The sequence below is a fragment of the Limosilactobacillus urinaemulieris genome (genome assembly GCF_932750685.1).
In the GTDB taxonomy this organism is placed as follows: Bacteria; Bacillota; Bacilli; order Lactobacillales; family Lactobacillaceae; genus Limosilactobacillus; species Limosilactobacillus urinaemulieris.
Map to the genome: position 1 here is coordinate 117,562 of NZ_CAKOBX010000003.1, position 25,471 is coordinate 143,032.

Below are 25,471 nucleotides of genomic sequence, written 5' to 3' on the forward strand. Positions count from 1 at the left end.
TTTAATTGCACATTTTTCCACGAAACGTGGCTTCCAATGTTAAAATAAAGGTTAGTATTAAAGGGAGTGACTTGATGTTTCCAGAAAGATTACGCGCCTTACGTAAAGGGCAAAAGATCACATTAAAAGAATTAGCTGAACACCTTAACCAAAACCTCGGCCCCAACGAAAAGCCGAATACCGCTTCACAAATTGGTAACTGGGAACGGGGAATCCGGACGCCATCTTACATTGAAGCCCGCAAGCTTGCCGAGTTCTTTGATGTCAGTCTTGACTACCTTACCGGAAAGTCAGATCGAGATGATTTTGACCTCGCTAAACTATTAATTTCAGCTCGCAATTTAACCTTTAACCAAACTGATATTGGTAGCGACGACCGTTACGAAATTTTCCAACTGATCGATGGTTATTTAAAGGGGCGAAATAACCGTCTTGATACTGACAAATTCTATGGAAAACAAGAACAGCTTAATTTGAAGCTAAAGTAAGGAGTTATTATGAACCCAAAGCAATTAAAGAAGCTTAAGAAACGGGTCAAGAAGGCCCAGAAAACTCTTCAGCAGCCCAAATATATTGAAGAGCTTACTCAATATCGTGACCTATTTGATCCTTTTCCGGAAGTTAAATTCTTAATTAATAACGCCTTGGAAAGTGACCGGCTACTTAAAAACGGTCTCTTACCACAACCATTACCTCATCTTCTTCTTCCTGATGACATTCAAGATCAAGTATTCACGTACGTTAACCAACATTATCCAAAGGGCGATCCACGGGGTGACGCTTTATGGAATAAATATTCAGCAACCCTTCCTAAGTTAGATAAAGCCCTTCGTAATTTTCGTGACTACCTTGAAGATACTTATGGCATGTGGTCATACGTCAATGCTCCCTTTGCCAAGGCATTAGCGGAATACTTAAATGGTGATCCAGTTCTCGAAATTATGGCTGGAAACGGTTATATCTCTAAGGGGATCCGGAATAATAACGCTACGGAAAAGATTTTTACTACCGATAGCCAAGCCTGGACAAAGGAGAACGAAACCGGGAAACATCCTGTCACCCAGATTGAAAAGTTAGATGCCATTGAGGCAATTAAAAAATATGGTAATCAGGTTAAGTTCGTCATTATGTCCTGGGCACCAGATAAGCAGGAAACCGATTGGGAAGTTCTCCAACTTCTCAGAAAAGATTATCCAGAAATTAACCTTCTCGTGATCGGTGAGAAAAATGGCGCAACTAACTCAAAAGCATTTTGGCATAATGCCCAGTTAAGTCAGGATGAAGCTTTGCAAAAGGTTAACCGGCAACTTCATTCATTCGATTTAATTGACGAGCAAATTTATCTCGCGAAGTAACTAAAGACCGCAAACTTTTTAGTGGCGGGTCTTTTTTTGTGGATGCCCTAGTAATTCAAGTTATTATTCGATACAATATTGCAAGTTTGGAATTTTTAAAGAAAGGAAATCTGTCCGGCATTCTGTCGTTCAGTAAGGGTTGAATACAATGAGATACCGTCTTCAATCAATTTTATTCGTGTTTGTTGCGTTTATGCTCGGTTGTAATGAATACATGATCGTTGGGGTCCTTCCCGATATTGCACACCAGTACCACGATTCATTATCAACGCTTGGACTGCTCGTAACTGTCTTTGCACTTGTTTATGCTATTTTCACCCCAATTATTACATCACTCGCGAACCGCTGGCGACGACACCATGTTTTGCTGGCCTTGATGGTGGTATTTTTTATTGGTAATACCTGGACTGCCCTTGCTAGCAACTTTATTTCAATGCTCTTCTCACGGGTGCTAACGGCTACTGTTGCCGGAGCAATTATTTCAATCGTGTTAGTAATGGCTAGTTTTGTAGCACCACGGGAAAAGCGGGCCAGTCTGGTTTCCTGGGTTTTTGCTGGCTTTAGTATTGCCTCCGTTATTGGGATTCCAATTGGTACGGTAATCAGTACTACTTTCTCATGGCACGACAGTTTCTGGATGATTTCTGGTTTAACAATTTTTGTCTTTATTTCTTTAATCTGGCTGGTCCCAAAAGACACACCACAATTCAAGAGTACTTTAAGCAAACAATTCACCCTCTTAAAAGATACACGGGTCCTGCTTGGGGTTATCTTTATTGTTACGGTCTGTGCCGCCGATTACACTATCTATACTTACATCCGGCCATTAATCACTAATGAAATGGGCTTTAGTAACACCTGGCTAAACTGGTTGCTATTCGGTATGGGAATCTTCTTTATCATCGGGAACAAGTTTGGTGGCTACATTGCCGATAATGGCGGGATTCACCGGTTAGGCGGAATTTACATTGCAATGACGATCCTCTACCTCTTATTTGGACCGCTGCTCTCATTCAAGTGGATTGCTATTATCATCGTCGCATTACTTTGTGTTGCCTTCTCCTCCTATGGTTCTTCAACTCAGCTAATGTTCCTTGATATTGCTGAAAAAGAGTATCCGCAGTCGTTAGATCTTGCTTCATCCCTTAACTCGATCTTCGCTAACATTGGGATTTCTCTTGGATCATTCACCGCTTCCCAAGCAGTAGCCTTTTTGCCGATGCGCAACTTAGGCTACGTCGGTGCTGTTTATGGTCTTGCCGCAACAATCCTCGTCTTAGTTCTAAGTAAGAAATATACTGGAATGCGTTTTTAAAGATCAACATTCATTTCAATAATAGAAAGAAGCTGACGAAAACAAAAGGATTCGTCAGCTTCTTTCTATTATTAAATATTAAAATATTTTTTAGTGGATAAACGTACAATATGCGAATAACAGAAGAACGAACAAAACAAAGTAACCAAAGAAATACCATTCTCTCATTTCGATCACCCCTCGTTTTTATTGTAAGCCCTTTCAACAAAGAAAGCTAGCAATTAGGTAAAAAGAAAAAGCGGACCTAGAGCTGCATTAACAACTCTAGGTCCGCTACGTGTATTGATACTATCTCAGGAAACTAGTCAGTGTCCACTCCGACCATTTCCAGGCACCTCACAATCCGGTGAGTTTTGTGCCCCACATTCGAAATGTCTTATGGTAGCTATTTGGGTTGCTACCAGACCTCTCGACTCATCGCAAAATATAATTTAACACGAGTGAGCTATTTGCGCAAGTCTTATGCCTCTGCTCGTGCTTCCATCACATCGGCAAGATGCTCAGCAAGCCACTCTTGAAGCCGCTCAACAAGGGGATCAATACTTCCTGATAAGTCGGTTTCATTAGCTAACTCATCGATTCGTAGTCCAGACTTATTAACATCCTCACTCTCCATTACCATATAGAGGTTTACCGGGTAGCTAATCTCCTTATCCAAAAGCTTGCCGTCTAGTCGTTCAGCTTCTGCCATTGGGATATTAATCAGGTTGGTATCAAGATGAAAAAACACTGGATCGCCTTTCTTGACCCTAATAGTAATTTGATACTTTCCTAAATGTCCTGTATCCAACGCTTCGATCACTGTCTCGATTGCTTTTTTTAGTATTGTCTTTTGTTGAGCTTTTGATGCGGTTGTCTCATTTTCTGTAATCAGCACCTTGTTACCAACAACCTGATCTAAATAATCTGCAACTGTTAATTTCATATTCCGTCTCTCCTTACCGGATCAAAAAATGTGGTTAATCCACCATCCGGAAATGATCAATCAACCACATTTTACTAAAGATCGTGGTAAAGCTCAATTAAGCCAATAGATCCGCAATTTGATCCGTTGGAATTCCAGTAATGTATTGCTGGGTACCATTCTCATTCAAAACCTTTGCAATTGCGTCATGGTCATACTTAATTCCCTGAAGTTTGACCGCTAATTCATTAATATCTTGTGGACCAAAGAAGTCACCGTAGAACTTTACATTCTTAATCACACCATCTTTAACATCAAACCGGGCATCAATTGTCCCCATGTCGAAGTGCTTCCGCCGTTTAATGGTAAATTCAGGAGACTTACCGTAGACCCAATCCCAGTTGTTATAGTACTGTTCATAAATCTTATCAATTTCCTTTTGATCTTCTGGAGTAACCACGTATTGCTTATCCTTAATTTCGTCTAAACTATCCACGTGAAAGAGTCCCTTAATCAAATCATCACGGAAAGTTGGCACATCAATGTCCTGATATTCCTTATCAAGGAATGGACGTAAGTTAGTAACCCGTGACCGAACTGACTTAATTCCCTTTGATGCGATCTTATCCTTGGCAACGTGGAGGGCATCCGCAACGACGCTCAGATCAACATTCAACATCAATGTCCCATGAGAGAACGTCTTACCATTCCGTGAGTACATTGCGTTACCAGAAAACTTCTTACCATCGACTAGAATATCATTTCGTCCGCTAACTTCTGCAGTCGTTGCCCCCATTTTATGCAGAACATCAACAATTGGTTGGGTAAAGGACTTAAAGTCACCGAATTCTTCACTATCACTTGGGACAACAAAACTAAAACAGAGATTACCGAGATCTTGATAAACGGCACCACCACCGGAAAGCCGCCGGGTTACCCGAATATTATGCTCTTTAACGTAATCTTGGTTAATTTCCTCAAGAGTATTCTGGTTCCGTCCAACAATGATGCATGGTTCTTCATAATAGAAAAGTACTAATGGTTCCCGACCAAAATCCTTATCATTCATCAAGTACTGTTCGGTTGCTAAGTTCATCCCAATATTATGGGAAGTCATTGAAACATATCGCATATTAACTGCAACTCCTTTGTGAAGATTCTAATTATTATTAGACTAAATTCGGTAAATTGTCCTTTAATCTACTTTTAAAGTTTAGTCCTATTTGCAACCGTTTTCAATCATGGAGATTAATTTTACTAAAATTATCTTTTTATTAACTGCGATTTAAGATAAACATTTATAATTAAAGTAACGAGTTCGAAAGGAAGTAAGTTCGATGAAGGATATGCAATATCAAAACATTGTTGCGGCAATCGATGGTTCAAAAGCAACCATCCCCGTGTTAACAGCGGCAGTTAAGTCTGCACTTCAAAATCATGCCCACCTGGATCTTCTCACGATTGAACAAGTAGGCCAAATTACTGACGGCTACATTACCGATACAACGGTCAGCAGCGATCAAACTTATAGCTTAGTGGAAGCCACTAAAGAACGCTTAAAGGATCTTAAAATGCGTGCTTGGAAAATGGGGCTTCTTGACGTTAGTATCCACATTCGTTTCGGTAATCCCAAACGAGTCATTGCTGAGGACTTCCCCAAGGATCACCATAACGATTTAATTGCTATTGGTACTACGGGGCTCTCAAGCGTTGAACGGTTTGTTCTTGGTTCAGTTACTAATTACGTTAACCGTAATGCCATCTGTGATGTTCTTGTTGTTCGGACAGAAGATAATAATTAGGAGGAGCTCGTGAAAAAAATTGTCGCAGGAGTTGTCGCCCACGTTGACGCAGGAAAAACAACCCTTTCAGAAGCGCTTCTTTACCGTGGAGGAACACAACGACAACTGGGACGGGTTGATAATGGTGACTCTTTTCTTGATCCGAACACCCTTGAAAAGCAACGCGGAATCACTATCTTTTCGCATCAAGCAAGCGTCACTTATGACGATTTCCACCTCACCCTGCTCGATACTCCAGGACACGTTGATTTTGCGGGGCAAACTGAACAGGTGCTCCCCGTTCTCGACTACGCTATTCTAGTTGTCTCAGCAACTGATGGAATTCAGGGTTCTACCCGAACACTATGGCGACTCCTAGAGAAGTACCAAGTTCCAACCTTTATTTTTATCAATAAAACAGACGTCGTTGGTGCTGACCCAGCCCAAGTAATTCAAGAATTACAGGCAGAATTTTCTCCTGCCTGCTTACCCTTCTCTGAACCACTAACTGCTGACACAACTGAGTCAATCGCAATGACCGATGATAAAGTTTTAAGTGCTTATCTTGAATCCGGCAAACTTAGCGCTGACACAATCCAGCAATTAATTAGCCAGCGGAAGATTTTTCCAATCTATTCTGGTGCAGCTCTTAAATTAACGGGGATTGATGATTTTATCGCTGGCCTTTCGAAATGGACCGTTAAGCCATCACTACCGACAGAATTTCAGGGACGCGTTTTTAAGATCTCCCACGATAACAAGGGAGAACGTCTTACCTGGATTCGAGTTCTTGGCGGCAACCTCAAGGCAAAGGAAGAACTCCTCCCAAATGAAAAGGCCAATCAATTGCGCGTCTATAACGGTGCCAAGTTTACCGTTGTTCAGAAAATCTTAGCTGGTGATGTTTGCGCAGTTACCGGTCCTACCACAACCTTTCCGGGTCAGGGATTAGGGACTGCTGATGATTTACCACTCAACGAAATTCAACCAGTTCTTAGTTATGCAGTTAAGTTAAATGGTACTGATCCCCATAAGTGCTTATTAGCATTACGAGAACTAGAAGACGAAGAACCCCACCTTAATGTTCAATGGTCAGAACACCTTCAGGAAATTCATCTTCAAATCATGGGAGAAGTCCAGCTTGAAACCATTCAGCAACTTCTTGACCAGCGATACGGGATCAATGTCACCTTCAATGAAGGAAACATTCTTTATCAGGAAACTATTACTTCAAAGATAATCGGCATTGGTCATTTTGAACCACTGCGGCACTATGCTGAGGTTCACCTTTTAATTGAACCAGGCAACCCAGGAAGTGGCCTATCCTTCGCTAACGAGTGTAGTGTTGATATTCTTAACCATAATTGGCAGGAACAGGTAATGACCAGTTTATGGGATAAGGAACATCGGGGCGTATTAATTGGCGCCCCGTTAACGGATGTCAAAATTACCCTAGTTAACGGTCGCGGAAGTATTGTCCACTCTGTTGGCGGTGATTTCCGTGAAGCAACTTCCCGTGCCATTCGCCAGGGGCTGATGGAACTTAAGCAGTCCGGAAACTGTGAACTGCTTGAGCCTTGGTATCAATTCAGATTAACTGTCAGCCAGGAACATGTTGGTCGCGCAATTAACGACATTCAGCAGATGGCCGGTACATTTAAACTTAACGAAAATAATTCTAATTCACCTACCACCGTTATTACAGGGGCTGCCCCGGTAACCGAGATGCACAAGTACGCATCAGTAGTCCGAGCGTATACTCATGGACAAGGACAACTCGAATTAACGGTTAGTGGCTACCAAAAGTGTCATAACGCTGACGAGATTATTACAAAGGCGAACTATAACCCAACCGCTGATTTGCCTAACACTCCAGATTCTGTTTTCTGTGCTCACGGTGCTGGCTATCCTGTTAAATGGGATCAAGTCCCAGCAATTGCACACGTAAAAGATAACTAAAATGAGGTCTGAAAAACGTTTTGTTTTTTCAGACCTCGTTTTAATTAGTTGCTTAATTAATTGCTGCTCGCCAATGATGAATTAGCAACCATTCAATTAGCTTTAAGATCCCGGCACACAAGAGCGTCAATACAACCGTTAACAACGTTCCCCATAGGATTGGTACTACTTGCTGTGCCTGAAGGCCTTCAAACAATAGCTGTCCTAAGCCACCAGCATTAATCGTAGCTGCAATTGTAGCGATTCCCATTGTTGAAGCTAAGGCAACCTGGAGTCCGCTAAAAATAGCAGGCGTAGCAAGAGGAAGTTGAACCTTAAAGAATACTTGCCTCCTTGTCATCCCCATTCCTTTAGCAACTTCAATTAATGCCGGGTCGATCTCCTGAATACCGGTAATGAATGTTCTTAATAGAACGTACTCACAATAAATTGTTAAGACAATAATTGCCGTACGCATCCCTAAGCCAGAAACAGGCAATAAGAGAGCAAAAAAGGCAAAACTGGGAACTGAATAAAGTAACGAGAAAAAGTAGGTTAAACCATTCAACCAGTTTCTTCTGTTCATCAGTAATAAAATAATTACTCCTGCAACTACTAGAGCAATCCCTAAAGAAGCCAGAACCATCACAGCATGCTGTTGCAAGTCGATGATTATCGTTGGCCAGTTAGTTTCCCAGTATTCAATCATGATATTGCCTCCAGAGCTCTTGATTCTGATGAACTGTTCCCAAAAGTTCTTTAACAAAAGGAGTCGCAGGATGAGAAATAATTTCTCCCGGTGTTGCAAACTGTTCAATTCGTCCTTCGTGCATTATCATTACTCTTTGCCCCAAGAAGAATGCTTCATTAATATCGTGAGTAACAAACATGAATGTTTTATTTGCCAGTGATTCATGAATTTGTTTAACTTCTTTTTGTAACTCAATTCGCGTTAGAGCATCTAATGCTCCAAAAGGCTCATCAAAAAGAACATATGGCGGGTTAACAGCTAATGCCCGGGCAACGCCAACTCGTTGTTGTTGCCCACCAGAAAGTTGACTAGGGTACCGATCAGCATATTTTGCTGGATCAAGTTGAACTAAAGCAAGTAATTCCTTCACCCGCTGATCAATTTTTGGCTGCTCCCAATGCAGCATCTTCGGTACTACCGCAATATTTTCCGCAATCGTCATGTGAGGAAAAAGTCCGATCTGCTGAACAACGTAGCCCATATGACGACGTAATTTTACTAGATCAAGATCACTAATTTTTTGGCCATCAATCAGAATTCCCCCAGCATTCGGCTTCCAGAGACCATTAACCATTTTAAGGGTCGTTGTCTTACCAGAACCAGAAGAACCAAGGATTGTCACAAACTCTCCCTGGTTGATCTCAAAACTCAAGTCCGGAATTACCACATTTTCGCCAAACCGCTTTTGAACATGTTTAAATTGAATAACTGGCTTCGTCATACCGCCGGGCCCTCCTAATCAAAAAATCAAATCCAGCCATTGAAAGCAACGCCAGGAGCGCTACACTAACTCCACCGATAATGACATAGGTCATATCATATAACCCCAATCCGGTAAAAATTAATGTTCCTAAACCACCGGCGCCAATGTAAGTAGCAAGGGTTGCACTCGCAATAATTTCAACAAGGGCCAGCTTAATCCCGTTCAATATATAGGGTAAGGCGAGCGGGATCTCGATTTGTCGTCTTAGCTGCTGACGATTCATTCCTAGGGCAGTTCCGACTTCCTTATATAACGGACTAACCTCGTTAAAGCCTAGAATTGTGTTGATTAATAATGGTGGTAATGCCAAAACGACAAGTGCAATCAATGCTGGGGTCATCCCCGTTCCGATAAACGGAATTAATAAAAAGAGTAACGCTAAACTTGGAATAATTCGTAACACCTGGGAAAAAGCTGTACAAAATGCCGCTACTGCCCTAATCCGCGAACCAATATATCCCAATGGCAACGCAATTGCCATTGCAATTACCAATGTAATTCCACTAAGGTAAATATGCTGCCAAACGTATAGCCAGTATTGACTACTATCCGTTTGAAAATAATGAATAATTTGCGTTAACAAAACGTCACTCCCCAACTCCTTTGAAACGACCTATCTGCTAATTCAATACGTGTTCGTTATACCAATTTTTTGCTACTGTCTTATAGTTCTGACCATCAACATCAACCTTTTTATTAAGACTAGTCAACTGCTTGGTAGTCAACTTAGCATCAACCTGGTTCAAAGCTTTTTCCATCTTTGGGTGACTCTTAGCTGCCTTTTTATTTACTAGCGGAACAAGGTTATATGGCGACCATAGTCCTTTATCATCTTTCAACAGGGTAAACTTACTAGTAGCAAGCTGACCGTCCGTAGTAGAAACCGGTGCTGCGTCTCCCTTGTTTTGTGACATAATTTTATACTTTAAGCTATCATCGTAATCCTTATGGGACTTGAAATTATATTTTCCGTATTTCTTATTCATCCCGGGTAACGCATCCGCCCGTTTATCAAACTCACCCTGAGAAACAAACCGAATATGACTTGCATTCTTTTGGAGATCGCTTAACGTCTTAATATTATATTTTTTAGCAACGCTCGCCCGCATTCCAATTCCCTGACGATTGTCACCTGGTGCATAATTAAAAGTTACTAAACCATCTTTTTTTACACCATTCTGTGCTAATGATGCCATCTGTGAAGCATTCTTACCACTAGCGCTTTTCTTTAAGTATGCCTCGACAATTGTTCCGGTGTATTCTGGATAAACATCGATTTGCCCAGTCTTGACTGCACGAAAAACAACAGAATTAGAGATATTCGGCTTCCGCACTACTTTATATCCGGCATGTTCTAACGCTAATGCGTAAATTTCACTAACTGTTTTACTTTCCGAAAAGCTTTTAGAACCAACGATGATCGGCTTACTGCTTGCACTGACGGTCGTTGAAATACTACTACCAACCAAAATCATTATGCAAAGCAAAGCTAGTCTAGCAATCAACTTTCTTAAATGAATTGTCATTCTTCCATCTCCATAATTAGTAACTTAAAAAGTTTCATCGATCAATCTTATAATCCTAAGCTTATATTACCAATAATACGTTGTCAAGAAATACAAACAACTTACTTCTGGATAATTGTAACAACGGCTGTTACAATTAATTATACAGAAAAGGAGTAATTAACATGAGAATTTCAACCCGTTTTAGCGATAGTATCCATATTCTCGCTTTTATCGAAACTTATAAGGGTAAATTACCATTAAGCAGTGAGCACATCGCCGCAAGCATTGAAACTTCTCCAGTTGTTGTTCGTCGATTAATGGGAAAACTACGAAGTGCCGGATTGCTCAAGACCGTCCATGGATCAGCTGACCCTAAGCTGATGCGCGAGCCAAAAGATATTTCACTCTATGACGTTTTCCTTGCGGTCGAAGATGAACAGCACCTCTTTGCAATTGATCCTAAAACAAATCCTGATTGCATTGTTGGTGGTAACATTCAGGCAACCCTTAGTAATTTTTATAATCAGGCAGAAATGGCAGCAAAAGCAAAACTAGCAACAATTTCTTTGCAAGATGTTCTTAACTCAATCCTTGTTAAGCAGAGCGAGAAAGACCCGCAAAAGTTAATAAATAGTAACCTGAAATGAGAAAGCAGGAACCAGAAAATATTTTGTTTTTCTAGTCCCTACTTTCTCTTTTTATTTTTCAATTTTTAAAAGCAACCCGTAAAGCGCACCAAGAAGATTAGCCTCATTACCAAAATTAGCAGCTTTGATCGCTGGCATTATAATATCAGCCATCAATCGACGATCCGCTTGTTGAACTTTAATAAACTGGTTTTTAATTTCCTCAATCAAAATTGGCTGAACACTAATTCCACCACCGATGAGAACCACTTCAAGGTCAAGAACTGCCTGAAGAGCAACGATTAGATAGGCAACCCGTCGACAATACTCTTCAAAGATTTCCCAAGCAAGCGGATCATGAGCAATAATTTTTTGAAATGCCTGTTGACCGTCTGCCGAATCAGGAAGATTGCAGGCTTGGGCTACCATTTCAACCATCCTAACCGCTGAAGTAGTAGCGCCAACCGTTCGTTGTTCAGCTAGTGGATCATCACGATTAGTTACGATCGCACTTAATTCTCCCGCACGACTATGTGGACCATGAAGGAGTGTTCCGTTAACTACGATTCCGCCACCAACAGATGTTCCCAGAGTAATAACCGCGCCATTGTCAACATCGACCAGGTTTCCTAGCCATTGTTCCGCTAATGTTGCACAATTAGCGTCATTACCAACGTAGACAGGCAACTGGGTCGTCTTTTCAAGATACTGGGCCAACTCAAATTTTCCCATATAGCTCAATACCCCTGTAAACTGAACACTCCCCGTTTGTGGATCAACAATCCCAGGAACGCTCACGCAGACGGCAGCAATTACTGGATTTTCTTGGATAATTGTTTGCAAGACCTGCAAGAAAGCATCTTTGGAGCGTGGTGTTAGCTGTCTCCCCTTAGTCATAATATTTCCAGAATGATCAATTCGGGCACTTTTGATCGTTGTTCCACCAATATCAATACTTAGGTACTGCCGTTGCATACTCACTAACACCTCACTTCAGTTATCATTAATATTATACACAACTATTTTCCGTAGAGAAGAAAATCAGTGGTTTGAACTAAAATAATCAATTTAACCCTCCAGAGTCGGCTAAATAGCTAACTCTAGAGGGTTACACCCGGACCTAATGCCGTTTTAGCATCTCTAACTTAACCTGATGCCGAGCTTCATGTTTTTCATCGCGTTCAATAAAGAAGTACGATACAGCAGCAAGCACGGCGACAACTACTCCTACAGTAATTGTTTTAATTGTAAAGTTAGTCACCATATAACAGGAAATTATCAAGGCAAGTGCGGGAATTACATACTTACCTGGTAATTTAAAGCCATGGTTTGGAAATTCATCAGTATGCTTAAACTTAATTACCGCCAAGATTGACGGAACGTATTGAACAAATGAGGCAAGCACAATACAAGATACCAAGAACAGGTAAGATTGCGTTACTAGAAGAAGTGAAATTACTGCGGTTAAAATAATCGCTACCCATGGAGCATCATGAGAATTCTTCTTTCCAATCCACTTTGGTAACATTGCGTGTTCACTCGCCAAAGAGGCAATTAAGGATGGCGTATTAAATGAGGCTGTAAATGCAACACCAAAAATACTAATCAGCATCCCAGCAATAACCAAAATATATCCCCAGCGACCGACACCGGCATTAAATGCATTCGCAATTGGTGTGCTATAATTTACCATTTTCGTTCCCAAAATCCCAATCGCAACTAACATCATTAACGAATATAAAATAGTTACACTAATCATTACTGAAATCAAAACCCGTGGAATGTTCTTCTCAGGATTATTCATTTGTTTGGCAGCAATCGGAATAAAGGAAAAACCAGTAAACATATAGAAAACAACACTAAAGGCCGCACCAAAATGTTTGGCTAACGGCATTGCACCAGTCATCGCTGCATGCGGAATGACTGGCGAAAAGTTTGCAAAATGGATACAAAAGGCACCAATAACAATGAACACGATCATCGTAATCATTTTTGCAGCCGATGATAAGTTATCAACAAATTTTACGATTGTTCTTCCATAAAAATTAATAAGTGAAAAGAACAAAATTAAACCAAATACAGATGAATAATAAACCCAATGATTGCTAAAGACCGGTAAGAAACTCTTCAGCGTTGTTAATAACGCAACAACTTCTGCTGATAAAGTACAGCACCCTAAGAACCACGTAAAGATCCCTAACTCGTAACCCCAAAAGCGTCCAAATGCATTGTAAGAATATAGCCAGGCCGCTCCTGAACCCGTAAACCTACTAGAAAGATCCGCATAACATAGGGCAACCATACTAACGGTAATAGCTGCACAGAGGAGAACAAGCACACTTGCTAAATTCATGTCCTTATAAATAACCTGTGGCAACAGAAATGCTCCAGAACCAATAACACCATTAATGCCTAAAAAGTAAATTGAAATAAAAGATAACTTCTTGGGACTTGTTGCTTTTCCACTGATAATCTTCACCCTCAATCTTTTATAACAAAAATAATATCTACACTTAAATTGTACCCTGCAAGAAATCAGTTTACAAATCTTTTCGTTCAACTTAAGAACAAAAAAATAGCCGAAGAAAAGCAAGCTTTTCTTCAGCTATTTTCAATTTATTAAGTGTTTAATTAGTAATCACCGTTGATTACTTAAGACCCTTCCAAGTCCAGTTAGTAACTTCTGGTAAGTCCTTACCTTCTGAACGGATGTAGTGGTTGTGCTTGTTAATCATGTTGTCCATCTTGGCAACAAATGCAGCACTCTTTTGTTCGTAACCAGGAACACTTTGGATAGCATCCTTAGCTAAGTGGAAACGGTCAAGTTCGTTCAATACACGCATGTCGAATGGAGTGGTGATGTCACCATTTTCTTCGTATGAGTGAATGTGAACGTTCCGGTTTGCACGATCGAAGAACAATGCTTGGATCATGTCACGGAATCCGTGCCATGCAAAGATAACTGGCTTGTCAGTAGTGAAGTAACGGTTGAATTCTGCGTCAGACAAACCTTCTGGGTTCTTGTCTTGCTTCATCAACTTCATAATTTCAATGATGTTGATGTAACGAATCTTCAATTCAGGGAAGTTGTCATGAAGAATGTCAATAGCAGCAAGAGCTTCTTCAGTTGGTTCAGTACCTGCTGATGCAAAGACAACATCTGGTTCGCTACCTTGGTCAGTAGATGCCCAGTTAACGTAGCCAAGACCGTTATCAACTAACTCAGTAGCTTCGTCAATGGAGAACCATTGTGCACGTGGGTGCTTGGAAGTTACGAAGATGTTAATGCATTCTTGGTCGTTGAAGGCCTTGTTAGAAACAGCCATCAGAGAGTTAGTATCTGCTGGTAAGTATTCCTTAACAAGATCTGGACGTTCCTTTTCGAACATGTGAGTTAACAGACCTGGATCTTGGTGAGTGTAACCGTTGTGGTCTTGTTGGAATACAGTTGAAGTATCAACAAAGTTCAATGCTGGGTATTGGTGACGCCAGTAGAGATCCTTAGCCTTACGTAACCACTTCATGTGTTGAGTAAGCATTGAGTCAACAACACGGCCGAATGCTTCGTAAGTTGCGAAGAATCCGTGACGACCAGTTAAGGTGTAACCTTCAAGGAATCCTTCAGCTTGGTGTTCGGAAAGTTGTGAATCAATCATCCGACCTGCAGGTGCAAGGTTTTCATCGTTTGGTTCGTGAATACCTTCCATCCATTGACGCTTGTCATTGTCAAGGAATGCGTAAAGACGGTTTGACTTAGATTCATCAGGACCAAATCCACGGAAGTTGTTAGGGTTCAATTCAGCCATCTTGCTGAGGTACTTACCCCATTCAAGCATATCTTGCTTTACAACAGAACCTGGTGTTTGAACATCAACAGCAAAGTCCCGGTAGTTTGGCAATACAAGTGGCTTAGGATCGATACCACCGTTAGTGATAGGGTTCATAGCCATCCGACGGTTACCTTCTGGTGTGTTCTCTTCAACAAGAGCAACTGGGTGACCGTTTTCGTCAAACAATTCTTCTGGCTTGTATGACTTCATCCAGTCAACAAGCATGTCCTTGTGTTCCATGTCATCTTGTGATACCGGAATAGGAATTTGGTGAGCACGGAATGAGTTTTCGATTGGGTTACCATTAAGATCCTTAGTAGGACCAGTCCAACCCTTAGGGGCACGGAAGATGATCATTGGCCATTGTGGTAATGAGTCATCGTTGTTTTCACGAGCATTCTTTTGGATAGCCTTGATTTCTTCAATAGCAGTATCCATAGTCTTAGCCATTTGTTCGTGAACTTCCATGTGGTCCTTGTAACCATCAAATTCACCTTCACGATCAGCTTCCTTGTAAGCTGAAACGAAGTAAGGCTTCCAGCCCATACCTTCGAAGTACTTAGTAAGTTCTTCGTCGCTCATCCGTGAAAGGATAGTTGGGTTAGAAATCTTGAAACCGTTAACTTGGATGATTGGTAATACCGCACCATCCTTGATTGGGTTGATGAACTTGTCTGAGAACCATGATGCCATCAATGGACCAGTTTCGGCTTCACCATCACCAATTTCAACAGCGGCGATAACGTCTGGGTTATCTAAGATTGCACCAACACCGTGTGAAAGTGAGTAACCAAGTTCCCCACCTTCGTGGATTGAACCTGGAGTTTCAGGTGCGGCGTGTGATGCAGTACCGCCTGGGAATGAGAAGTGCTTAAATAACTTAGCCATTCCCTTAGTATCTTGAGTATATTCTGGATAAATTTCAGTGTATGAACCATCCAAGTATGAATTGTTAACCATAACTTGGCCACCGTGACCTGAACCTTCGATGTAGAACATGTCAAGGTCGTACTTCTTAATTACACGGTTTAAGTGTGCGTAAATGAAGTTTTGAGGAACAATAGTACCCCAGTGACCAATTGGCTTAGGCTTAACGTCTTCTGCCTTTAATGGTTGACGTAATAATGGGTCACCCATTAAGAATAATGTACCAACTGAAAGGTAGTTGGCTGCACGCCAGTAAGCATCAACACTTTCCAAGTACTTCTTGGAATCGTAATCTACTGCCATTCTAATAAACACTCCTTCTGAATAAATAAATACGTTCTTGCCGTTAAACAATACGTAAATCATTCAAATTTACATTACTAATAATAACGGATTTAAAATAAAAGTCAACCTTTTAACAAATTGATCCGATCCAATTTATATAATTTGCTTTTACGGATAATTAGCTTACCAAACTAGTGACGAAAAAAGAATCTCGCTTTACACTTATTAATGTAAGTTTAAATAACAATATGGAGGAGTAATTTTGCAACAATTAGGCGCAAACAGTCAGGCGGATATTGGAGACTTTGTAAAACTTTTCGCTGTGATTACCGTAATGATCCAATCAATTATCAGTTTTCTGATGCAAACTCCCTTACCCGTGGGTCAACAATTCTTGCTTGGAGGAATATATGAAGTAGTTAAGTTTTCCGCATCGGCTTTTATCTTTGGTATTCTTTTTTCATCAACCCGTACCCATCCCCAGGCTCGGCTGTGTGATTATCCTCGGTTTATGATTAATCGTTGGCACATCTTGTTCATTCCTTCAATTCTTTGGACAACGGTCTACCTAGTTTTCCTGCCACAACTACAACAACATGGCCACTATCACGACTTAACCAGCTTTGTTTGGCAGTTCATCAACGGAAATGCCGCCCCACACCTTTGGTACAACGTCATGATGCTTCAGTTTATCGTCTTAATGCCCTTTTTCTGGGCACTAGCCCGTTGGTGTACAGATAACCCGCAACGCGGAATAATTGTCTTTATCCTCACCCTAGCGTTTGAATTAGCCTGGCATTGGATTTACAAATTAGAAATTTTTCACGGTCCGCAAGCACAGCAATGGTACTTGTTTGATCGGATATTTCCGAGTTTTATTATTTTTGCCGTTAGCGGTACCCTCTTGTGGGTTTTCCATGAGTCAATTTGTTTATTCGTAATGAAACATTGGGGACTGCTAGTTAATATTTGGTGTCTCCTTCTTTACTATGTTACTTTCAACTTCTTTAATTATGGTACGCCAGTTAGTTTAGATAACGCTCCCTATTATTTACCATCAATGATTTTCTACAATTTAGCTTCAATTGGCTTAATTGCAACAATTGCGATGTATATGCAAAAGTTTCGCAGTCAATGGCTACCCCTAGTTCACTGGGTGGCACTTTATGCTCACCGTGCTTACCTTTCCCACGTATTCTGGCTTTACTGGAACTGGAAACTATTAGCTCACTGGACAATTCCGTTAATGATTAAATTTCCGCTTCTAATTTTAATGACCGTTTTGTTAGCATTTATTTCCGCCTATGGTTTTCATTGGTTATGGTCAACTCTTAAGTACAACTTTCACTTTCGCCACCTAATTAATGGCTAATTTATGTTGTCTTTTTAGAATTTAGCTGGTAATATCTTAAAAGTTATTTTGGGAGGAGTTATCAACTTATCGTAAGCTAGGACGACAATCACTTGCTGGCAACTGGACTTATGGCGTTCTGCCTACTAGCCTCAATTCTTGCTGGATTGATTGGTAGTCTTACCGGTGGCTTTGGAACAATCATTGCTGGACTAATCGCCGCAGGAGTTGGCATTGCCTTTTTGCAACTCGTTGATGGTAACAAAATCACCAACTATTTTACGGCACTGTTTTTCGGCTTTACATCTAACCGATTAATCTCCATCTTTTTAACCTGGCTATTATCAACGATCTTCTTCTGCCTATGGACAATCCTCTTAATTGTTCCTGGGATCATTAAGGGTCTAGCTTATTCACAAGCCTACTATATTGTTAAGGATCGAGTTGACAATGGAGAGGAACTGACACCAACTCAAGCAATCACTGAAAGTCGGCGGTTAATGGATGGGCACAAATGGGAATTTTTCTTACTTCAATTAAGTTTTATTGGTTGGGCAATCTTAGCAGCAATTCCGTTTGGTCTTGGTTTTCTTTGGCTGATTCCTTACATTCATGCAACTAACGCTAATTACTATCGAAAGTTATCCGCTAATCAAACTGATAATTAAATATTAAGAACGGCAAACCTAATGCTAGCGTATCTATAGCATCAGATTTGCCGTTCTTTGTATTTTAATTTTCCTGATCCAGACTTACGAAGGTATCATATTTCATGTAACGATAATGAACACGCATATTAGAAACCTCAAATGGTGTTCCATCGTCAAGGAAGAAGACCCCTTCCATAATGGCAACCGGTTCAGTCGGCTTTAATTTAAGCAGTCGCTGATCATCCGCCTTTGATGGAGCAACGCTGATCGACATAAAGGATTTTGTAACTCGCTTCCCCTTTGCGGTTTCCAAATAGTTAAAGATCGAACTCTTAACAATGTCTGGTGAAAGTGTTGGAATAATCTTAATTGGAATATAGCCAGTTTCGATAATAAAAGGTTGATCATCAATTAGGCGAAGTCGTTTAACCTTGTAGACAAAATCATTATCTTCAAGGAAAAGGTCCTGCTGAAGGTCTTTACTTGCGGGAATAACCTGATAGTCCATTAGTTTAATGCTTTGCTTCTTGTCACCAAACTTAAAACTGTCGGTAACTCCCAAGTTACTTCCTTCGTAGCGAAACAGTGACCGGTTTTTTAGGTATAAGGGATTAATAAACGTTCCAGAGCCTCGTTTTTTGAAAATAATTCCCTGCTGAGCTAAAACACCAAGTGCGCGTTTGATCGAACTACGACTCACCTTATAGCTTGCACTGAGACTTCGCTCGTCAGGTAATTTCATTCCTGGATATTGATTTGCTAAGATTTTTTGTTTTATATCACTCATCACTGAGCGGTATACTAAATCTGCCATGTCATTTACTCCTCGGATTATTTGATAGACGATTAATTCTGTTTCTAGTATAGCAGACCTATTTAAAATTGGGATCTATTTCAGTAAAAATTGGTTCGTCCCAGAAAAAAGGAGCTTAAGATTTATGAGTAAAAAGAAAAAAAGCAAAATGAAGAAAACCCAGGTTGAACAAATCCTGGATAAAAATAATATTCCATATGAACAAGCAGAATTTCCTACCCACCAAGATGGTGACGTCCGGACGATGAGTGTTGATCATTCTGGTGTTGATGAACACCACATTTATAAGACATTAGTTCTTTCGGGGAATGTTACTGGTCCGCTTGTTGGTGTGATTCCGGTAGATCAGCACCTTGATGAAAAAAAGCTTGCAAAAGTTTCTGGAAATAAAAAGGTAAACATGGTGCCGTTAAAGAACCTCTTAAAGACTACGGGATATGTCCATGGTGCCAACACGCCAATTGGTATTTACGAAAAGTTTCAGTACCCAATTTTCATTGATAATGAGGCGAAAGAACAAGGGGAGATTTACGTTTCATCCGGTAAGCTTGGCCGTTCGGTTAAATTGAATTCAGAGGACTTAGCTAGACTAGTTCACGCTGAATTTGCTGATCTTGAACAACATTCTTAGCATTGTTAACTTATGCGGGTAAATTGATAACCGGTATTAAGAAGCTTAGAATAATAATGACCAATTTTTTATGTTTTATCTAGAAAGGTCTTGAAATAGATGAAGAAAAACTTATCTGCTTGTACCACCGTCCTGGTTGGTAAGGACGCTACAATTGACGGCTCAACAATGGCAGCAAGAAATGATGATACGTTTGGCCCATTAACACCACAGCGGTTCGTCACTTATCCTGCTTACCATAATCACCCTAATCAAGTAAAAGCATACTTAAATAAGTGTGTTGTTGATCGGCCAGCTGATGGTTATCGGTACCAAGGAACTCCAAACGTTAATTACAAAACTGAGGGAGTTTTCGATGAAAGTGGCTTTAACGAAAAGAATGTTGGAATGAGTGCCACTGAAAGTGTTTATGCTAACGAACGAGTTCTGGCATGTGATCCGCTAAATACCGAATCCGGAATTAATGAAGACCTAATCGTTGCCGCAACACTTCCATTTATTGATAGTGCTAAAGATGGTGTTAAGTACCTCGGTCAATTAATCGCAAAGTATGGTTCTGCTGAAGGAAACGGGGTTATTTTTAGCGATAAAAATGATATCTGGTACATGGAAATTGTTACTGGTCACCACTGGGTTGCTGAACGAATCCCAGATGATGCTTATGCAGTAACTGGTAACCGGGTTGCCATCCAACAAGTAGACTTCAACGATTCTGATAACTTTATGTGGTCAGAAGGTATTCAAGAATTTGTTGAAAAGAATCGCCTTAACCCTGATAAGTATGGCTGGGATTTCCGTCACATTTTTGGAACGGCAGATGTATTTGATCAACACTACAACACACCACGGCAATGGTATGGCCATAAGGTCCTCAATCCAAGTGTAGAACAGGATCCGCTCGACTTTGATCTTCCATTCATTATGCGAACCAACCACCGGATTACTTTGGCAGATGTACAAAAAATTTTGAGTAGTCACTACCAGGGTACCCCGTATGATCCGTTAGGCCATGGTACCGAAGAAAAAAAGCACTTGTTCCGGCCAATTTCTCTTAACCGAACACAAAACTCCCATGTTCTTCAAGTACGGAATGATTTACCAGAAGCCGCCTCTACCATTATGTGGATGAGCTTTGGTATCCCAACCTTTACTCCATATATTCCATTCTTTGGTAACGCAGATGATATTGATGTCAGCTACCGTGAAACACCAAAGAAACTTAATATGGATCTAAAGAGCGCTTACTGGATGTATCGAGCACTTTCAATGATTGTTGAAGCTCATCACGCTGAATTTGCTCAAGATGACCTTAACTACTTAAAAGATTCACGTGAATACCTTTACCGGTGGGTCAGTCAAGTTGCACCAAAGGTTGAAGGAATGAGTGACAATGATGCTTGTGCCTATCTCAGTGAAGAAACCCACAAAATGGTTGCAGAAATGGCAAAACGGACTAAAGAGTTAATGAGTAACTTGATTATGCATGGTCTTGAGCTTTCTAAATTAACCTTTATTATGGATAAGAATTTGTAGTACATTCACCACTAAGAGGATGAGAAAAAACTAGGCGTTTTTCTCATCCTCTTTCCATATTTAGCGCTCTCCAAACCTATAGAGTCTAATCGCGGGAATTAACTGAGGGACTCGAGCCTAACGCAGCGGAGCAAGCCTATTTGGCTACGAACGATTCTGATGATTTCATCATCATTCATCGTTCTAGGTTAGTCAACCGTCCCTCCGAGAAAGTTAATTCCCAGCTTCTTATTTTGTTCCATGTGAAACGTTTCTCCTTTCTTCGTCAGTCGCTAACTACATAATCTGCTAAAATGAAGGTAACAATTTTATTGGAAGGACTGACAATGATGGTTATGCCGATGCTAGGATTAAAGGGAAGCAGCGATCAACAGCAAATTGACGATCGTCTTCAATATCACCCAGACGTATATGAGTTTTATACAAGTGCTGCTGATTTTACACCTGAAGGGTATCAACGGCTTGATGAAGCAGTTCAATATGTTCAATCAAAAGGGATTACGAAAATTGTCATCCATCACCCCATGGTCTATAAGAACTGGCACTTAGAAGTAGTCGCACCAGAGAAAAACTTTCCAGAGCTATACCGTTTCATTGAAAGTTCAACCGAAAAGTTAATTGATTTAGCACAAAAACGGGATATCCAGATCCTGGTTCATGGAGGTTATGCCGGAAAAGAAGTCCAGGAAATGGTCAGCCTTTATCCTAATGTTGAAACCGCACGCCAGGCTGTCTATCACCGTCTCGATCGCTTTGCTCGCGCCGGTGGTAATCATATTATGTTTGAGAATTCGATTGCACCAGTATTTGCATATGGTCATCCCGAACAAGAAGACGAGATACTAAGTCACGATTACCGACTAGCATTCGATACTTCTCACTGTTTTATTGAGATGTATGGTGATAATCAAGCCTTACAGGCATCACTTAAGCATTTGCGTGATCACGTTGTCCACTACCACCTTGTAGATTCAATGGGACTAACACATGATAGCCTGCAGCTCGGTAAGGGGAAAATTGATTGGGCACCTGTATTAAAGCTTCTAAACCCAAATGCTAGTAGCATCTACGAAATCAACCTTCACGATCAATGGAATTGCCATGAACAAGTTGAAAGTCACCGTTATCTTACCACCATCGCTAAAAAGTTAATACAAGGAGAATAGCGTGAAAATTAAAATTCAAAAAAACCACCTATCATTAATAATCGCTCTTTTTTGCTTGTACCTGGCAGTGAGGTATTGGCCCGCAGCGGCTAAATTGATTAGTTCAGTTACTAATGCTGCAATGCCACTCTTAATTGGTGGAATTATCGCATACATTGTTAACCTTCTTCTCAATCAGTATGAGCATCTCTATTCCAGAATGTTTAAGACAAAGCGAGCTCAAAAATACCGGCGATTATTCGGGATTATTTTTTCTTACCTAACAATTATTCTGATCCTCGTGATCGTCTCATCATTGGTAATCCCAGAACTCGTTTCTTGTATCAAATTACTGGTGGCTAATCATGGCCAAGTGGTTAATCGTTTCGTAAAGTTTATCGAACATAATAAGGATCTAAATACCTTATGGAATAGTTTTGACTTAGGTAAGATTAAATGGAATCAGGTCGGCAAATACCTTACTACTGGTTTTGGCGGAACTTTTAAGGCAATCATTTCAACTGCATCATCAGTATTTTCAACTGTTGCGACTGCAGTGGTTGCTCTCTTTTTCTCCATTTACCTCCTAATTTATAAGGAAACCCTGAGCCACCAAATAAAACGCCTTATTAATGCCTACCTTCCCCGGTTAGGCAAACATATTTTCTACGTTACCAAAGTTTTTAATGATAGCTACAGCAGCTACATTGTTGGTCAGTGTAAGGATGCCGCTATTTTAGGAATTTTCTGTTTTATTGGGATGAGTGTTCTTCGAATGCCATATGCATCAATGATTGGTGTGGTAACAGCAATTGGTGCCCTAATCCCCATTATCGGTGCAATTCTTGGTGCCGGAATTGGCGTAATTATTATCTTCGCTGTTTCCCCAATTCAGGCAGGAATGTTTTTAATCTTTATTATCGTCCTTCAACAGCTTGATAACCGAATTACCTACCCGCTAGTTGTCGGTAAATCAATCGGTCTGCCTAGCGTTTGGGTCTTTGCCGCCGTTATTATTGGTGGTGGAATTTACGGTATTTTAGGAATGATGTTTACTGTACCGTTGTTTGCTGCCCTCTATAAAATTATTAAGACAGATACCCATAAACGCTTAGCAAATGAATAATTTAATGGGAGAGTTACTCTAAAGTCACATAGGACTCTGGATTAACTCTCCCATATTTTTAATCTTCTTCTGTTTCATTACTATCTGCCATTATTTCTAGCAGGTATCGAGCTTTCAATCCAGCCAGGACAGCGTCAATCCCCAGAACCATTAACTGTTCATTTGACGAGTTGAAATTAGGATTAGTGGGGATCGGCTCATTCCTTAACCGTGCATTAAGGACCTCCACAAACCGATCATAGGCTTGCTTAGGATAATCTTTAGTAGTGACTTGAAGAATTCCTTGTCGAATATCATTAATCGTAAAAGTATTTTTGAAGAAACCAATCAACAATAAGTCAACGATTTGGTTAACTGCATACTTTTTCTTAATTGGTGCTTGAATGGTTTTCTTTTTTACGTAGTTATTAATCATTGACTTGGTAAGAGGTTCCATCCCCAAGCTAGTTAAATACTCATTAATTACTGCTGCTACTTGATCAACATATAATCCCAAGCTTGGTAATTCTTCCCACTTTGGAAAATGCATCCGGGAAATACCATTCTCCCAGCGTTTAAATTCTGTTAAGTTTGTCATTGTTGACCTCCCTCGCTATTAACAATCCCAATCGACTGATTAAGGTAGCGGTTGGTTTCAAGAACCGTCTGGAAAACCGAGACTAGTTGGTTTATTCCTAATTTATCACTAGTCATTGGTTGTCCTTCACCAACAACTGAAACACTTGTATTAGCCGACGTCAATGGTGGAACGCGGACAATCGTATACGGGATTTCAAACTCATCAATCATCTTAATTGCATATTGATGCGTCATTATCATCGAACGTGCATCCTTACCATACCACTTCTCTACTTGCTCAAGTGAAGCATCGTCTGCTGTTCCAGGAACGCTTAACATGATAATTTTTATTGGTAAAAACGTACTCTGATCTATTAAATCGGCCAATTCCTGAACTTCGTCATCCACGTAATCGCTTGGCTTTGGTAACCAGCATAGGATATCGCCTGATTGAAATTGAACCCTGAAATTTGTTGATACAACGGCATCCGGCACCTTCTTCATAATCTTAAGTGCCAATTCGTCCTCCCGGCTATCAACCAGTACTACTCTACCCACATGCATTCCTCCTTAAGCACTTACCAAGTCATCAATTCATCCTCCACCGTTGCGTCCTCAATCCGAACATCAGTAATCGTGCTCTGCTCTAAAAGCGGCAGCAAGACTTGAATATTACCGGTGAAAAGGAAGCGTGTTTCTTTCGGGGCTTCTTCTAACATATGAGCTCCTAATTTTACCGCATTTTCAACCGGAAAACCTGTTCCAATTATTGTTACTACACAATCAACGCTATCCAACATTTCAACATTACGAGCAGATGTAAGGTGGCTGCCTTCAAAATAATAAATTATTTTAGAAAAACGCATCAGTGTTGAAACGTCCTGACTCGTAAAAATGACTAATGAGTCAGTCTTTTTAGTATAGTCCGCAACCAGCTCACTCATTGTTAGGCGACTATTCTCATCAAGACCATCAAAGGCATTATCAAGAAGAACAATCGGCCGACACCAAGAAAGGAGCAGCACAATTCGAAGCTTTTGCTGTTCGTCGGGAGTTAAGTCCGCAATTCGCTTTCCTGGAACAATGCCAAGCGATTCAAGCATTTGATTGGTCTGATCAACCGTTAAAACATTTTGGTGATGCTTAAGGGAATTTTTTACTACCTTTAAAACGGTTTTCCCCTTCAGTTCAACATCATCAAAATGGGCTACCAGTGGGTTCCCGTGACGACGATTTACCTTTCCTAACGGCTCGCCATTTACGAGTACTGCTCCCTCTTCAATACTCCCCTGAGCATCTAAGAGCTGTTTTAATGCTGTTGTCGCACCATTATCATTGCTACAAAAAGCAATCACTTGTGGCGAAGTTAACTCTAACGAAACATTTTCAAGTTGATCCCCAGACTTAGCATCGAATGTTAGGTTATCTAAAACAATACTACTCAAATCAAGTCCTCCCAAATTAAGAAACATTATAGATTAATTTTATCATGTAATTATATAAATAGACTATGTCATCGGTTCAAAATGATTTTTATATTTTGCTAATTACAGATTGCTTAAATATTTCTTAGGCTATTTTTAGAGCTTAATGGTTTTCGCCATTATTTACAATACTATCAGCAATCCTTAACAATAAAATAATTTATACTGTTATTTATCGCCCTATTCATCTAAAATA

Annotated in this window: 25 protein-coding genes; 12 read left to right on the forward strand and 13 right to left on the reverse strand. The window is 40.4% G+C overall.

The annotated features are described in order from the left end of the window. Positions 1–74 precede the first annotated feature (74 nt). From MR181_RS03155 to MR181_RS03165, 3 genes are all read left to right on the forward strand, one after another. A complete protein-coding gene (locus MR181_RS03155; RefSeq protein ID WP_102168395.1) occupies positions 75–488 on the forward strand; it encodes a helix-turn-helix domain-containing protein in 414 nt (137 codons plus the stop codon). 9 nt (positions 489–497) lie between these two features. Next, a complete protein-coding gene (locus MR181_RS03160) occupies positions 498–1,355 on the forward strand; it encodes an SAM-dependent methyltransferase (protein WP_242334757.1) in 858 nt (285 codons plus the stop codon). A gap of 148 nt (positions 1,356–1,503) precedes the next feature. After that, on the forward strand, positions 1,504–2,670 hold the full coding sequence (locus MR181_RS03165; protein WP_191911086.1) for an MFS transporter: 1,167 nt from the start codon (positions 1,504–1,506) through the stop codon (positions 2,668–2,670). A gap of 460 nt (positions 2,671–3,130) precedes the next feature. On the opposite strand, the gene MR181_RS03170 is transcribed toward MR181_RS03165, so the two are convergent. Together MR181_RS03170 and MR181_RS03175 are read right to left on the reverse strand one after the other, a co-directional pair. Next, positions 3,131–3,595, reverse strand: coding sequence for a hypothetical protein (locus tag MR181_RS03170; RefSeq protein WP_242334760.1), 465 nt, complete (start codon positions 3,593–3,595; stop codon positions 3,131–3,133). Between the two features lie 97 nt (positions 3,596–3,692). Beyond that, on the reverse strand, positions 3,693–4,706 hold the full coding sequence (locus tag MR181_RS03175) for a lipoate--protein ligase (protein ID WP_242334763.1): 1,014 nt from the start codon (positions 4,704–4,706) through the stop codon (positions 3,693–3,695). Positions 4,707–4,911: 205 nt separating this feature from the next. Here MR181_RS03175 and MR181_RS03180 point away from each other — a divergent pair, with 205 nt between their 5' ends. Further along, entirely contained in the window at positions 4,912–5,376 is a 465-nt protein-coding gene (locus MR181_RS03180) for a universal stress protein (protein ID WP_242334766.1), read from the forward strand. Between the two features lie 9 nt (positions 5,377–5,385). Next, entirely contained in the window at positions 5,386–7,314 is a 1,929-nt protein-coding gene (locus MR181_RS03185; RefSeq protein WP_242334769.1) for an elongation factor G, read from the forward strand. A gap of 52 nt (positions 7,315–7,366) precedes the next feature. Here MR181_RS03185 and MR181_RS03190 read toward each other — a convergent pair whose 3' ends face one another. From MR181_RS03190 to MR181_RS03205, 4 genes are read right to left on the reverse strand one after another with little or no spacing between them, the layout of a single operon-like run. Then, entirely contained in the window at positions 7,367–8,002 is a 636-nt protein-coding gene (locus MR181_RS03190; RefSeq protein ID WP_242334772.1) for an ABC transporter permease, read from the reverse strand. Further along, positions 7,995–8,765 carry an ABC transporter ATP-binding protein gene (locus tag MR181_RS03195; RefSeq protein WP_242334775.1) on the reverse strand — a complete coding sequence of 257 codons (771 nt, stop codon included), beginning with the start codon at positions 8,763–8,765 and terminating at the stop codon, positions 7,995–7,997. The genes MR181_RS03190 and MR181_RS03195 overlap by 8 nt, the downstream gene beginning before the upstream one ends. Then, a complete protein-coding gene (locus tag MR181_RS03200) occupies positions 8,740–9,405 on the reverse strand; it encodes an ABC transporter permease (protein ID WP_242334777.1) in 666 nt (221 codons plus the stop codon). Before MR181_RS03200 ends, MR181_RS03195 begins: the two co-directional genes overlap by 26 nt. Before the next feature lie 22 nt (positions 9,406–9,427). Then, complete coding sequence (locus tag MR181_RS03205) at positions 9,428–10,333, reverse strand: glycine betaine ABC transporter substrate-binding protein (RefSeq protein WP_369807482.1); 906 nt, start codon at positions 10,331–10,333, stop codon at positions 9,428–9,430. Positions 10,334–10,497: 164 nt separating this feature from the next. Here MR181_RS03205 and MR181_RS03210 point away from each other — a divergent pair, with 164 nt between their 5' ends. Beyond that, positions 10,498–10,962, forward strand: coding sequence for an Rrf2 family transcriptional regulator (locus MR181_RS03210; RefSeq protein WP_191911094.1), 465 nt, complete (start codon positions 10,498–10,500; stop codon positions 10,960–10,962). 51 nt (positions 10,963–11,013) lie between these two features. Here MR181_RS03210 and MR181_RS03215 read toward each other — a convergent pair whose 3' ends face one another. The 3 genes from MR181_RS03215 to MR181_RS03225 all read right to left on the reverse strand — a co-directional run bounded on the left by MR181_RS03215 (position 11,014) and on the right by MR181_RS03225 (position 16,001). After that, positions 11,014–11,916, reverse strand: coding sequence for an ROK family protein (locus MR181_RS03215; protein WP_242334780.1), 903 nt, complete (start codon positions 11,914–11,916; stop codon positions 11,014–11,016). A gap of 145 nt (positions 11,917–12,061) precedes the next feature. Further along, complete coding sequence (locus MR181_RS03220) at positions 12,062–13,411, reverse strand: APC family permease (protein ID WP_369807484.1); 1,350 nt, start codon at positions 13,409–13,411, stop codon at positions 12,062–12,064. 178 nt (positions 13,412–13,589) lie between these two features. Further along, on the reverse strand, positions 13,590–16,001 hold the full coding sequence (locus tag MR181_RS03225) for a phosphoketolase family protein (RefSeq protein WP_102169542.1): 2,412 nt from the start codon (positions 15,999–16,001) through the stop codon (positions 13,590–13,592). Between the two features lie 244 nt (positions 16,002–16,245). On the opposite strand from MR181_RS03225, the gene MR181_RS03230 reads away from it, so the two are divergent. Next, on the forward strand, positions 16,246–17,355 hold the full coding sequence (locus MR181_RS03230; RefSeq protein ID WP_242334786.1) for an acyltransferase: 1,110 nt from the start codon (positions 16,246–16,248) through the stop codon (positions 17,353–17,355). 92 nt (positions 17,356–17,447) lie between these two features. Continuing rightward, complete coding sequence (locus MR181_RS03235; protein ID WP_242334789.1) at positions 17,448–18,002, forward strand: DUF975 family protein; 555 nt, start codon at positions 17,448–17,450, stop codon at positions 18,000–18,002. A gap of 64 nt (positions 18,003–18,066) precedes the next feature. Here MR181_RS03235 and MR181_RS03240 read toward each other — a convergent pair whose 3' ends face one another. Continuing rightward, positions 18,067–18,798 (reverse strand): GntR family transcriptional regulator, encoded by a 732-nt coding sequence (locus MR181_RS03240; RefSeq protein WP_102169543.1) that lies wholly within the window; start codon positions 18,796–18,798, stop codon positions 18,067–18,069. A 124-nt stretch (positions 18,799–18,922) separates the two neighbouring features. Between MR181_RS03240 and ybaK the strand changes: the two genes are divergently transcribed. From ybaK to MR181_RS03260, 4 genes are all read left to right on the forward strand, one after another. Beyond that, a complete protein-coding gene (ybaK, locus tag MR181_RS03245; protein WP_242334792.1) occupies positions 18,923–19,429 on the forward strand; it encodes a Cys-tRNA(Pro) deacylase in 507 nt (168 codons plus the stop codon). Between the two features lie 99 nt (positions 19,430–19,528). Further along, positions 19,529–20,962, forward strand: a complete 1,434-nt coding sequence (locus MR181_RS03250; protein ID WP_242334794.1) for a C69 family dipeptidase — start codon at positions 19,529–19,531, stop codon at positions 20,960–20,962. A 329-nt stretch (positions 20,963–21,291) separates the two neighbouring features. Then, the gene (locus tag MR181_RS03255; RefSeq protein WP_242334976.1) at positions 21,292–22,128 is read left to right on the forward strand and encodes a TIM barrel protein; all 837 of its coding nucleotides are present in this window, start codon (positions 21,292–21,294) and stop codon (positions 22,126–22,128) included. Position 22,129: 1 nt separating this feature from the next. Further along, the gene (locus tag MR181_RS03260) at positions 22,130–23,233 is read left to right on the forward strand and encodes an AI-2E family transporter (protein ID WP_242334796.1); all 1,104 of its coding nucleotides are present in this window, start codon (positions 22,130–22,132) and stop codon (positions 23,231–23,233) included. A gap of 58 nt (positions 23,234–23,291) precedes the next feature. Here MR181_RS03260 and MR181_RS03265 read toward each other — a convergent pair whose 3' ends face one another. Genes MR181_RS03265 through MR181_RS03275 form a run of 3 tightly spaced genes read right to left on the reverse strand, consistent with a single transcriptional unit; the run spans position 23,292 to position 25,236 of the window. Next, positions 23,292–23,810 carry a DUF1836 domain-containing protein gene (locus tag MR181_RS03265; protein WP_242334798.1) on the reverse strand — a complete coding sequence of 173 codons (519 nt, stop codon included), beginning with the start codon at positions 23,808–23,810 and terminating at the stop codon, positions 23,292–23,294. Further along, entirely contained in the window at positions 23,807–24,349 is a 543-nt protein-coding gene (locus MR181_RS03270; protein WP_369807471.1) for a saccharopine dehydrogenase related protein, read from the reverse strand. Before MR181_RS03270 ends, MR181_RS03265 begins: the two co-directional genes overlap by 4 nt. A gap of 20 nt (positions 24,350–24,369) precedes the next feature. Further along, positions 24,370–25,236 carry an ATP-binding cassette domain-containing protein gene (locus MR181_RS03275; protein ID WP_191911102.1) on the reverse strand — a complete coding sequence of 289 codons (867 nt, stop codon included), beginning with the start codon at positions 25,234–25,236 and terminating at the stop codon, positions 24,370–24,372. Positions 25,237–25,471 lie beyond the last annotated feature (235 nt).